This is a genomic window from Synechococcus sp. BA-120 BA3 (assembly GCF_034931285.1).
GTDB lineage: Bacteria > Cyanobacteriota > Cyanobacteriia > PCC-6307 > Cyanobiaceae > Cyanobium.
In genome coordinates, this window is the sequence record NZ_JAYGHZ010000514.1 from 1 (window position 1) to 609 (window position 609).

The following is a 609-nucleotide window of genomic DNA, read 5'->3' on the forward strand; positions in this document are numbered from 1 at the left end:
CCAGGGACAACAGCTCCCGTTTCGACGACTGAGCCCCCGCCCTGCCAGCTGTGTCGCCCTGCTGACACCCGCCGTCCGCTGCTGGCGCTGGCGCTCCTGGCCCTGGTGCTCTCCGGCTGCGGCAGCTGGAGCTGGGGTCGCCGCAGCGCCGGCCCGGTGGGCTGGGGCAGCGCCGATCGTCAGGATCCGGCCCTGAGTGGCAACGGCCGCGTGCTGGCCAGTGTGGTGCGCCGCGACGGCCGCGACACGGTACTGCTGCAGGAGCAGCCCTCCGGCACGGTGCTGCCCCTGCGCCACCTGCAGCGGCTTCAGCCGCACCGCTCCCCGTCCCTGAGCTGGAACGGCCGCTATCTGGCCCTGCTGGTGCAGGAGGGTCCGCAACGGCGGGTGGTGATCGAGGATCGGGCCACCGGTCGGCTGCACCGCCTGCCGCTGCCGGGGAGCCTGGTGCCCGACAGCCTCAGCCTGGCCCCCGACGGCCGGCGCATCGCCATCGCCACCGAGGGGGACGGCCGCTCCCGGGTGCAGCTCTACGACCTCACCGCCCTGCTGGAGCCGGACCTGCCCGCCGGACTGCCCGTGCGGGGCGCGCCGGGTGACGCCCCATGA

The 609-nt window shown here is 75.2% G+C and carries 1 protein-coding gene; it reads left to right on the forward strand.

Annotated elements, in window-relative coordinates:
• On the forward strand, nt 1–609 hold a 609-nt coding region (locus VB737_RS17235), incomplete at its 5' end, for a TolB family protein (RefSeq protein ID WP_500314777.1).